6 protein-coding genes are annotated in these 11,997 nt (G+C 49.9%); 3 read left to right on the top strand and 3 right to left on the bottom strand.

Features of this window, described 5'->3' with window-relative positions; all coding sequences use genetic code 11:
* Positions 1-32: 32 nt before the first annotated feature.
* Positions 33-5,873, top strand: coding sequence for a PAS domain S-box protein (locus AC5JR3_RS08945; protein ID WP_495845087.1), 5,841 nt, complete (start codon positions 33-35; stop codon positions 5,871-5,873).
* Positions 5,874-5,876: 3 nt separating this feature from the next.
* Here the strand turns inward: AC5JR3_RS08945 and AC5JR3_RS08940 are convergent, their stop codons facing one another.
* Together AC5JR3_RS08940 and AC5JR3_RS08935 are read right to left on the bottom strand one after the other, a co-directional pair.
* Entirely contained in the window at positions 5,877-6,500 is a 624-nt protein-coding gene (locus AC5JR3_RS08940) for a gamma-glutamylcyclotransferase family protein (RefSeq protein ID WP_495845085.1), read from the bottom strand.
* Between the two features lie 160 nt (positions 6,501-6,660).
* On the bottom strand, positions 6,661-8,340 hold the full coding sequence (locus tag AC5JR3_RS08935) for a DUF8738 domain-containing protein (protein WP_495845083.1): 1,680 nt from the start codon (positions 8,338-8,340) through the stop codon (positions 6,661-6,663).
* 273 nt (positions 8,341-8,613) lie between these two features.
* Between AC5JR3_RS08935 and AC5JR3_RS08930 the strand changes: the two genes are divergently transcribed.
* Together AC5JR3_RS08930 and AC5JR3_RS08925 are read left to right on the top strand one after the other, a co-directional pair.
* Positions 8,614-9,891, top strand: a complete 1,278-nt coding sequence (locus AC5JR3_RS08930; protein WP_495845082.1) for an aspartate aminotransferase family protein — start codon at positions 8,614-8,616, stop codon at positions 9,889-9,891.
* A gap of 326 nt (positions 9,892-10,217) precedes the next feature.
* Positions 10,218-11,369, top strand: a complete 1,152-nt coding sequence (locus AC5JR3_RS08925) for an RRXRR domain-containing protein (RefSeq protein ID WP_495845079.1) — start codon at positions 10,218-10,220, stop codon at positions 11,367-11,369.
* Between the two features lie 324 nt (positions 11,370-11,693).
* Here AC5JR3_RS08925 and AC5JR3_RS08920 read toward each other — a convergent pair.
* Positions 11,694-11,997, bottom strand: a 304-nt coding sequence (locus AC5JR3_RS08920; RefSeq protein WP_495845078.1) for an SH3 domain-containing protein, incomplete at its 5' end; no start/stop codon positions are given.

Genomic DNA, 11,997 nt, shown 5'->3' with positions numbered 1-11,997 from the left:
CTTCGCACTAAGGAGTAAAAGAGGAAATTTGTATGCTGAAATCTTTGCAAGGCTTTTTTGAAACAGATTCATTTATCCCCCACGGACATTGCTACCTGTGGAAGCCAGAATTGCTGTCGCTACATATCGCCTCCGATACTCTAATTGCCCTTGGCTGTTTCTCTATTTCTCTTGCCCTCGCCTACTTCGTTCAAAAGCGACGGGACTTTCCCTTCAACTGGATCTTCCTATTATTTGGAGCCTTCATCGTCTCCTGTGGCATAACTCACATTATGGGAGTGTGGACGCTTTGGCATCCGACCTACTGGCTTTCAGGGGTAGTGAAAGCTTTGACGGCTGGGATTTCTGTCTGTATAGCGATCGCGCTCGTGTCAGTTGTTCCTCAAGCTCTCGCCTTGCCCAGTCCCGCCGCGTTGGAAGCAGAAATCCGCAGTCGCAAGCAGGCAGAAGCGGCTTTGTACGAGAGCGAAACAAAGCTTAATGGCGTTCTCAACTCCCTCGATAACGTGGTTTGGTCTGTTTCCAGCACAAACTTTGAGATACTTTACATCAACCCCGCCACCGAAAAAGTTTACGGTCGTTCCCCGCAAGAGTTTTTCGATAACCCGAACCTTTGGCAGGACGTTATTTATCCAGAAGACCGCGAGCGAGTTGTAGATTCTACGGGTACCGTTTTTACCACAGGTAATTTGGCAAGGGAATACCGGATTGTACGTCCAGACGGCGAAGTCCGTTGGCTTTACGACCGAGGTCGTCTCGCCTGCGATGCTAGCGGTACTCCGATCCGGATCGATGGGATTGTCACTGACATTACCGAACGCAAGCAAATCGAGGAAGCTTTACATCAGGAACGAGAATTTTTAAAAACCCTACTTGATAACCTGACAGAAGGCATTGTCGCCTGCGACGCTAATGGTGTTTTGACTTGCTTTAATCAAGCAACGCGAGAGTATCATGGGCTGCCAGAACAATCCATTCCTCCCGAAGCTTGGTCGGAATACTATGACTTGTATCATGTCGATGGCAAGACGCGGATGCAGAGAGAAGACATCCCCTTGTTCCGAGCTTTTCAGGGAGAATTAATTCAAAATGTGGAAATGGTAATGGCTCCTAAAGGCAGACCCCAGCGAACGCTTTTAGCCAGCGGACAAGCCTTCTTCGATCCTCAAGGAAAAAAACTCGGTGCAGTGGTGGCAATGCATGACATCACTGAGCGCAAAGCGGCGGAAGAAGCGCTCTCTAGAGCCAACGCCGAGCTAGAAACGCGAGTCGAAGTACGGACGGCGGAACTCAGAAATGCTGTTGAGCAGTTGCAAGCAGAAATCACGGAGCGCCAGCGAGTTGCCGCCGTCCTCAAGGAAAGCGAAGAACGCTTTCGCTCGCTCGTATCTAATGTTCCGGGGGCAATCTACCGCTGTGCTTGCGATGCCGATTGGACAATGGATTTTATTAGCGATGCGATCGCTGAGATTACAGGTTATCCTGCCTCTGACTTTATTCAAAACAGAGTCCGCTGCTTTGCGAGTATCATCCATCCAGAAGATGTAGAGGTAATGGAACGCTCCATTTATGAGGCATTGGCGAAAAAACAGCCTTACATCATTGAATATCGGCTGATTGGGGCAGATGGCAGCGTCAGATGGGTTTCGGAAAAAGGTCAAGGCGTCTTCAACTCTGTAGGAGAGGTACTCTCTCTAGATGGGGCGATCTTTGATGTTAGCGATCGCAAAGCCGCAGAAGAAGCACTGTGGGCTACTCAAGAACGATTCCAACATTTGCTTGCTTATAGCCCAGCGGTGATTTATAGCGCCAGCGTTTCGGACAATCTCGCCGCTACCTTCATCAGCGAGAATGTCACGGCACAAATGGGCTTTTTGCCAGAGGAATTCCTGAAGGATTCAGGATTTTGGGCTAACCACCTTCACCCTGAAGATGCTCCGCGTATCTTCGCTGAGATGAAGCAGGTGTTTGAGCAGGAACACCATTCCCAGGAATACCGTTTCCTCTTTAAAGATGGTACTTACCACTGGATGCACGATGAGTTAAAGCTCGTACGAGACACATCCGGTAATGTTCAAGAAATTATCGGTTGCTGGCGCGACATCACCGATCGCAAACAAGCAGAAGCTCAATTGCAGCAAACCGCCGCCGAGTTGGCTCGTTCTGAGGCAGAACTAAGGCAGCAAACTCGCATCCTGGAATTAGTCCTCAACAGCATGGGCGATGGCGTCATCGTTGCTGATGAAACAGGTAACTTCTTAATCTTTAACCCGGCTGCCCAGGAAATGGTCGGTTTGGGTTCCACAGATACTCCCCCCGATGAATGGTCAGCGACCTACGGCTTGTTCTTGCCTGATGGTTGTACTCCTTACCCTTCAGAAGATATACCGCTGACGCGGACGATTCGAGGCGAAGCCTTTGACGATGTGGACGTGTTTGTCTGTCATCCTGGCAAGCCGACAGGTCTGTGGTTAAAAGTTAACGGCAGACCGCTATTAGACGAATCTGGTATCCTCAGGGGGGGCGCGATCGTTTACCGCAACGTCACCAGCCAGAGGCAAGCCCAACAGCGCCTCAAACAGCTCGCCAAAGAGCAAAAAAGTCTGCTAAGAGAACTGAAAAATCGGCAGAATGCTCTTGATGAAGCGGCAATTGTCAGCGAAACAGACTTGAAGGGAACGATTACCTTTGTCAATGACAAGTTCTGTCAAGTCTCCGGATACAGCCGCGAAGAACTGATTGGACAAAACCATCGCTTGATCAACTCTGGGGAGCATTCCCAGTCATTGTTCCAAAACCTTTGGGAGACGATCTCACAAGGCAGAGTCTGGAAAGGCGAGATTAAAAACAAGCGCAAAGATGGCTCTTTCTATTGGGTTGACACCACCATTGCCCCGATATTTGACATCAATGGCAAAATTGTTAAATACATCAGCATCCGCTTTGACGTTACGGAGCGAAAACAAGCAGAAGAAGCACTTATTGCATCAAGTCGAAAAGTTGTCAATACTCTTGAGAGTATTACTGATGCCTTTTTTGCTCTCAACCATCAGTGGCAGTTCACCTATCTTAATCAACAGGCAGAACAGCTTTTAAAGAAAAGCCAGACAGAACTCCTGGGTAAAAATATTTGGGATGAGTTTCCTGAAGCCGTGGGTTCGACGTTTGACCATTACTATCACAAGAGCATAACGCAACAGATCTCCATCACCTTTGAAGAGTTCTACCCACCACTGGATGGCTGGTTTGAAGTCCGTGCTTATCCCAGTGAAGATGGGCTTTCTGTCTACTTCCACGACATTAGCGAACGCAAGCAAGCAGAGGAGGAACTGCGGGAAAGCGAAGAGCGCTTCCGCTTGTTAGTGGAGGGGGTGAAGGACTACGCGATTTTCATGCTCTCGCCTGACGGACGGATTGTCAGTTGGAATGATGGGGCAGAACGCGTCAACGGCTATGCGGCTGAGGAGATTCTCGGTCAGCCTATCTCTTGTTTTTACACCCCTGAAGATATCGAGCAAGGGAAGCCAGAGGAAGAACTGAGGGTAGCAACAAGCCAAGGTTGGTTTGAAGACGAAGGCTGGCGCGTTCGCAAGGATGGGTCGCTGTTTTGGGTAGATGTGATGGTGACAGCCTTATGGGACAAAACTGGACAGCTACGGGGCTTCTCGAAAGTAACGCGCGACGTTACCGAACGCAAGCTGGCAGAGGAGAAACTGCAACAGACAACAGCACTACAGCAAGCGATTTTTAATAGTACCAACTACTTAATTGTTGCGACTACGGCAGAGGGTATTGTCCACACCTTTAATGACGCCGCCGCACGACTGCTAGGATATACAGCAGCAGAGGTGTTAGGAAAAGCAACGCCTGCTATTTGGCATGACAAAGAAGAAGTCGTGCGGCGATCGCAACAGTTATCTCAAGAGTTGGGAATCCCTATTGAGCCTGGATTTGAGACGTTTGTTGCCAAAGCGCGATCGCATAAGTCCTACGATGAGTGTGAATGGTCTTATATCCGCAAAGATGGCAGTCGCTTTCCAGTGCTACTGTCGGTAACCGCTTTGCGCGATTCAGAAGGAAACATTACAGGATTTGTCGGAGTTGGCAGTGACATCACCGAACGCAAGCAAGCCGAGGAAGAACTCCGCCAACTGACGGCGGCGATGGAAAATGCCGTAGATGGAATTTCGCGGCTAGATACCCAAGGGCGCTACCTTACTGTCAACAGAGCCTACGCCAGCCCAGCAGGTTACGAACCGGAAGAAATGATCGGGATGGAATGGCCCTTAACGGTACATCCTGACGACCAGGAAAAGTTGAGCATTGCCTACCAACAAATGTTGCGTGATGGCAAGGTGGAAGCGGAAGCCAAGGGCATCCGTAAAGATGGTTCGATCTTTTATAAGCAACTGGTGATGATTTCTGCTTACGACGAGCAAGGGCAGTTTATCGGGCATCACTGCTTTATGAAGGATATTAGCGATCGCAAACAAGCAGAAGCCCAATTGCAGCAAACTGCCGCCGAATTAGCTCGTTCTGAGGCAGAGTTAAGGCAGCAAACAGCCATCTTTGAATTAATCCTCAATAGCATGGGCGATGGTGTCATCGTCGCCGACGAACAAGGGCAGTTTTTAATCTTCAACCCCGCCGCTGAGGAAATGTTTGGCTCCGGTTCTACAGATACCGCCCCCAGTGAATGGTCTGCCACCTACGGTCTATTTTTACCCGATGCCGTCACCCCCTACCCCAAAGACAATTTACCTCTGGCACGGGCGATTAAAGGAGAAGCGGTTGATGATTTAGAAATGTTTGTTCGCCATGCTGGTACGCCGGAAGGTCTCTGGGCAAAAATCAATGGCAGACCGCTTTGGGATGACGAGGAAGTGCTGAGGGGCGGCGTGATTGTTTGTCGCAATGTCACGGGGGATAAGGAAGCGGAGGCAGCGTTGCGGCGGTCAGAAGCGCAACTGCGAGAGCAAGCGACGCAATTAGAACAAACCTTACGCGAACTCCGTCAGACCCAAACCCAACTCGTTCAAACTGAAAAAATGTCTTCCCTAGGGCAACTCGTTGCGGGTGTTGCCCACGAAATTAACAACCCCGTTAACTTTATCTACGGCAATCTTGTCCACGCCAACGACTATACAAGCGACTTGCTCAATTTGGTTGAACTCTATCAGGAATCCTATCCGGAACCTGCACCCGCGATTCAAGATGAGGTAGAGGCAATTGACCTTGATTTCCTGAAAATAGACCTCCCCAAGATGCTGACATCAATGAAGGTGGGGGCAGAACGTATCCGCCAAATTGTTCTATCGTTGCGGAACTTCTCGCGGCTAGATGAAGCCGATATGAAAGCTGTTGATATCCACGACGGTCTAGACAATACCCTACTAATTCTGCAAAATCGCCTCAAAGCAAAACCCGATCATCCAGGTATTCAAGTCATCAAAGAGTACGGCAACTTGCCTTTAGTAGAGTGCTACGCCGGACAGCTTAACCAAGTGTTCATGAATATTTTGGCGAATGCCATTGATGCCTTAGATGAGTGCCACAAAAAGCATAGGGCGGAGTTGGCAGCATCCGTTGAAACTATGAAAAATTATCCCAGCATGATTAAGATTCGTACCGAGGTTAATGACAGCAATGAGGTAGAAATTCGGATTGCTGACAATGGTACAGGGATGATGGAGTCGGTATGCGCTCGGTTATTCGATCCGTTCTTTACAACGAAACCTGTGGGTCAAGGTACAGGTTTAGGAATGTCGATTAGCTACCAGATTGTGGTGGAAAAACATCGCGGTCAATTGCTGTGTTCTTCAGAACCCGATCAGGGTACAGAGTTTTTAATTCAAATTCCGATTCGGCGCTAAAGTCTAAGCGGAACGCAAAAGGGTAGAGCGCCAGCGACCCTGCTGTAGCTGGTGCATGTGTTCAAATAGTTTCCAGCAATAAGGCTCTGGGAGTCCGCAGGTGACGGCTCCTCGCAGCACGACGTTGAAGTACCAGTCGTTGGGGGCAAGTTCTTCGGCTAACTTATCCACCACTACATAGGTACGGACGTTGTTGTATATGCGCCCTTGGCAGTGGATTTCTACTGATTCGTGCCGATAGCCATTGGTGGGAATCTCTTCCCTAAGATCGAGGGCGTCGCTCAAGCGCCAAGGGAGTTGATACAGCACTCCTTCCACTGCCGCTGTTGGTTCGACTACCACATCTAGCACGCCGCATTTACGCAGAGTAGATTTGCTATAAAAGCCTAAGCGATAGCCTTTGAGGGTGGCAGCACCGATGACGTAGGGGTGAGTATTCTCGCCGAGCGATCGCTTCAAGTCCACCGGGCACATACAAGAACCATAGGCGAAATAGTAGAACATTGGCTCCTGAAGGGGCAGGGGGTGCAAATTCTCTCTTAGTTGGCAGGGATTGCTCAACTGTTGTGGAGAATTGCGGCGGACTTCGTCGTGGCGATCGCTGGGATGTTTAGGCTGAACACTCATCAACGGCTATCAGTGATATTTGTAGCTATGACTAGGGATTCTAGCAAAAAGCTGCCTAAGAATACAACATATTCCGATCGACAAACCGTAGATTCACAGTTTTTCCCCCGTCAAGTCCAAAAACTATAACGGGGGCATCTCCGGTGGCTAATCGTCAATACTAACCTTGGGTAATGCGATTCCAGGATTGAATGACTTCCTGCAACGGTTGAGGGAGACGGTTGATTTCCGTTTCGGCGTATCTGGTTGTCCCGCCTTGGCTTGTCAGCGTGATCGTGAAGAAATCAGCACCTGTGGAGGCAGGGTAACTGAGGCGATCAAACTGGGAGAATTGCTGACGTAGCAGTTGCTGGAACTGTCTAACTTGTTGGCGGGAAATACGAGAAATCCGAGGTGGAACTGTGCTGCCGTTCCGGACAATCAGCGTCTGAATCACTTGCCCATCTGCGAGGAGGCGAGTTTCTACCGTTTGTCCGGCAATACCACCTGTTGTAATCGCCCGAAAAACGGTATTTCGGGGCAATGGAGGTGGGAGTTCGCTGTCAGAAATGGGAACTACGTCACTGTTTTCTGGAGTGGCATCTGCTTCTTCTAAGCGAATTGTAGAACCATCGTTATTGGTGCGATAGACCTGAGTTTGTTGACCATCGGTGACGGTAACTCGCCAACCAGGAACGATGGCTTGCAGACAAAGCTCACTGATCCCACCGAGTCCGAGACAGCCATCTGTCCATTGTTTTTGCTCAGATTGAACAACTTGTAGGTCAGGATTTGGTAACGTTGAACGCGATCGCGCCTTCTGCAATACAGCTTGGCGGACGCTATCGGGTAGGGTTTCTCCACTGGGCAGGCGATCGTCAGCATTTTCTCGCATCACCGCAGAACCATCCTTATTAGTGCGGTAGACCAAGGTTTGGGAGTTGCCATTGACAGTAACTCGCCAGCCAGGAACGATCGCCTGGGTACAGCCTTCTCCAGAACGAGCCAAACCGAGACAGCCATTGGGCCATTGTTGCTGTTCTGTTTGGAGAATATATAACTGGGCTGGGGGTACTCCCAGTTCTCTCTGAGCCGCTGCGATCGCCGCTCTAGCGACAGAATTGGGCAAGCGATCAGTACGGGGCGGTAAATCGGCGGTGGCATCCGTTCTGATTTGGGAGCCATCGTTGTTGGTGCGGTAGACATTAGTTTGCTGCCCGCTGACTTCTACCGTTACCCGCCAGCCGGGAGTGAGAACGCCAGCACACCGTTCTACAGGGCTAGGAAGTCCGAGACAGCCATCAGCCCAGGTTTCTTGTTGAGCGGTGGCGATCCGAATCTGGGACGTTGGGACGCGATAGTGCTCAGAGGCAAGTTGCAAAACGGCAGTCTTAACCGAGTTGGGTAAATTGCTGTTATTGGGATTGGTGATCGATTCTGCTCGTACTATGTCGCCCCTGTTATCAGAGCGGTATACCCACTGGCGCTTACCGTTAGACATAATCACCCGCCAGCCGTTCTCGATAAAGATTTCAGCACAAGCTTCGCCAGCTTTGGCTAGTCCCAGGCAGCTATTGGGCCAGCTTTGTCGGGAATAATCAACGGCTCGTAGTTGACCGCGAGGAATATTGGTGTTGCGGGAGATGTCGCGACGAATGGCATTGACGACAGAATTCGGTAAGCGATCGCCGCGATTTTGTCGTTGTTTGACTAACTCTGTCGCACTCTGGGGGCGTCCGGCGGTTGCTGCTGATGCCGCATCTACCAGCGACATACCAGCACCCAAAGACAAGAAGCTAGTCAAAATTAAAGTAGCAAAAATTCTCTGCCTCAATGCACCTGGGGAGCGAAAGTAATGCATAAAATTTAATACCTTGTATCAGACTATACAGAGGTTTAGGACGCTAATACGGGGAGGGTTAGTTCCATAGGTTCTGGAGATTTTTTCCCGTTTAGAACTACCCCAAAGCTAAGCTGGGTAAAGTTTTGAGCGCATTCTCTTCTCGACTCACCCGATCGGGTGATTTTATCAGGTGGGTTGCTAGTCCGAATCTCTTGTTCAAGAAAGACAAAAACTTTGAACAATTCCCATTACCATTCCAGATAAGGAAAAAGAACGAGGAGAAAACCAAGAGTGAGCATAGAAACGCTAGCAGAGAATTCTTCTATTCCTGCTGAATCAGGCACATCAACTCCCTACAACCCAGCAGATTTTGATACCAGCGTAATGGCGACCTACGGGCGTTTTCCGCTGGCGTTGGAAAAAGGTGAAGGTTGCCGGGTTTGGGATACCGAAGGGCGCGAATATCTGGATTTTGTGGCGGGAATTGCCACTTGTACCCTGGGACATGCCCACCCCGCCTTAGTTGAAACCGTTACCCAGCAAATCAAAAAGCTGCACCATGTCTCCAACCTCTACTACATCCCGGAACAAGGGCAGCTAGCAAAGTGGATTATCGATCATTCCTGTGCAGAGCGAGTATTTTTCTGCAACTCCGGTGCTGAGGCAAATGAAGCGGCAATCAAACTTACCCGGAAGTATGCTCACACTGTGATGGATATTGAACATCCTGTAATCTTGACAGCTAAAGCAAGTTTCCACGGGCGGACGCTGGCAACAATTACCGCCACCGGACAGCCAAAGTACCAAAAGAATTTTAATCCCCTAGTCCCAGGATTCCATTACGTACCTTATAACGACCTACGGGCAATCGAAAATGCGATCGCTGACCTAGATGAGGGCAACGAGCGAGTCGCCGCAATTATGCTAGAAGGCTTGCAAGGAGAAGGTGGCGTCCGTCCTGGAAATTTAGATTACTTCCTACGGTTGCGGAAAATCTGCGACGAAACAGGACTCCTGCTGATTATGGATGAAGTGCAGATCGGCATGGGTCGCACCGGGAAGTATTGGGGCTACGAAAATTTGGGCATCGAGCCAGATATCTTCACCAGTGCTAAAGGGTTAGCCGGGGGCATCCCCATTGGCGCGATGATGTGCAAGAAATTCTGCGATGTTTTCCAAGCTGGGGAACATGCCAGCACCTTTGGAGGGAATCCCCTGGCTTGTGCGGCTGCCCTTACGGTGGGTCAGACCTTGGAACAGGAAAACATTCTCCAAAACGTGCAGGAACGGGGCGAACAACTCCGCAAAGGCTTAAGAGCGATCGCTGCAAAATATCCTGACTTAGTTACCGATGTGCGTGGCTGGGGATTAATTAACGGCATGGAACTGAGTGCCGACGCCGAAGTCACCTCCGCCGATGTGGTTAAAGCCGCGATTCAAGACGGTTTGCTCCTTGTTCCCGCTGGCCCTAAAGTCGTCCGCTTCGTCCCGCCCTTAATTGTCACAGCCGAAGAAGTCGAGCGGGCAGTGGAAGTAGTGGAAAAGGCAATAAAAACGGTCACTGCCTAAGTTGAGAGCGCGTTGTTGGTCGTTAGGGACAAGCTAGCGACCAGTCAGCTTCTCCCGCTAAATCGAAGATTCTAACGGGAGCTTGAGGAGAAACACGCTCACTCCAAGCGTAAAGCAAGCTGAATAGCCCACTGAGTTCTTTGGCGTTACACACTTCCTTGTGCCACGCCAGCAGGGATTATCTGTTTGACCTAACCAGTTGTTAGGAATCGCGACAAAGAATGGGCGAGGGGTAGTTGGGAAACGTTTCGACTAGGCTACTTCGACAAGGCTCAGTACAAGTCAACGACCACCAACAAGTACAGTCAACAAACTGGATTATCTCCATGTTCAACAAACGTGTACCAGTCCTGAATCCCGATGGCACTCCTGCGATGCCCACCTCATCATCAAGGGCAAGGCGCTGGGTTAGAAACGGGAAAGCCAAAGTAGTACAAAACGACCTGCGAGTATTCTGCGTTCAACTCGTTGAAGAACCATCGGGTAGAGCTTACCAAGATATTAGTCTTGGCATCGACCCCGGAAGCGGCTTTACTGGCGTAGCTGTTCAGTCTAAGCAAAACACCTTGATTGGGTTGAACCTTAACCTACCCAAGAAGCAAGTTCAAAAACGACTAGCACAACGGGCTATACTTCGCCGAATGCGACGGGGACGACGAATCAAACGAAGTCTTCCCTTCAAACTTCGCAACCACAGACAGAAGAGATTTAATAATCGCCGACCATCTAAGCTACCTCCCAGCATTAGAGCCAACAAGCAACTAGAACTGAGAGTTATAGACGAACTGCGGCGATTGTATCCAATCACTCACGCTTATGTAGAGCGACTCAACAAGTCAGATAGCCCTGGCTTTACTGTTGCCGCTCAAGGTCAAACATTCTTAATCAAAGAACTAAATAATCGCTTTCCGGTGATCTTAGTTAAAGGATGGGAAACTAAGGCAACAAGGGAATGGCTCAAACTTCCCAAGTCTAAAAATAAGGCAGAGCAAGCACCTGCCGCACACGTATCGGATGCTATAGCGCAAGCCGCTCGGCACTTCATCCGGTATGCAGTCAATACGACTGGGAGACAGACAGGACATCAATGGAAAGGGTCAATTCAGGTGACACCCTTCACCTTTGGTATCGTAGAGCGCCTTCCTTCAAGACCCCGTAAGATGCACGACTTAACCGTTCAAAAAGGTGGGATTCGTGATACATACGGTGGTTTTGAGGGGACGCACTCTTTCAAAAACGGAGATTATGTTGAGTACAAAACCAAGCGCTCAACACTTCGGCCTGGCTACTTCGACAAGGCTCAGTACAAGTCAGTGACCACCCTTAAAGGATATATCAGTGCTAACGATTTGTATCAATTCTTCCCTACTAAAAAGCGACTCAAGCAGGGTGTAACTGACAAAAACACCCGATTGATTCGCTACTCAAGTCACCTAATCGTAAACCTACGTGGAGGACTGGCATTCCTCTCCTGCTAAATCAAAGATTGTAACGGCGGTCGTTGAGCGTTCGACTGAGCGGTTCAGCTGAGCGTTCGACTGTCCTTCGGCAGGCTCAGGAACCGCGCTCACGCCGAAGTCTCACCGTCGAAGCCTCACGCCGAAGTCTTGCCGAAACGGAGTCTCCTGCCAGAAGAAAAGATGACCAAAAGGATTTTGTCTGCACAATTGCGTACTAAAGCAGAGACGCGATCGCCTTTCTTTTCTACAGTAGTAAGGGCATGAACACTGCCATGCCCCTAAAAATCCCTACTTAATAATTCGGACTTGAAAGGTTATTTCCCTCTCACCGGGTATTAAGTATTAAGGACAACGAAACTGGGAGCTAAGGTTGCCCTCTGGGAACCCACTAGAAACCCAGCCAGCAACAGGCGAGGCAATCTGTATCCAGGTGCGTCCTGTCGCATCTCTTTGACTGCGTGGCGGATTTGTGAGCCTGACTGTGGTGTTAAAGTTGACGCCACCAACTTGCGAAAAGTTGGTACCTGGGCCAGAACGGACGCTCAGACCATCAGCGACTGTTACAGTGCGGCAGAGGTTTGCCTGTGGTGCTGGTGCTGGTGCTGGTGCTGGTGCTGGTGCTGGTGCTGGTGCTGGTGCTGGTGCT

It is taken from the genome of Kastovskya adunca, assembly GCF_059505785.1.
The sequence above is the reverse complement of the archived record's forward strand: the minus strand, read 5'-3'. Positions and strand labels throughout refer to the sequence as shown.

Coding starts and splice junctions, on each gene's coding strand:
- AC5JR3_RS08925 (WP_495845079.1), top strand. CDS start 10,218: ATGTTCAACAAACGTGTACCAGTCCTGAATCCCGATGGCACTCCTGCG.
- AC5JR3_RS08940 (WP_495845085.1), bottom strand. CDS start 6,500: ATGAGTGTTCAGCCTAAACATCCCAGCGATCGCCACGACGAAGTCCGC.
- AC5JR3_RS08935 (WP_495845083.1), bottom strand. CDS start 8,340: ATGCATTACTTTCGCTCCCCAGGTGCATTGAGGCAGAGAATTTTTGCT.
- AC5JR3_RS08945 (WP_495845087.1), top strand. CDS start 33: ATGCTGAAATCTTTGCAAGGCTTTTTTGAAACAGATTCATTTATCCCC.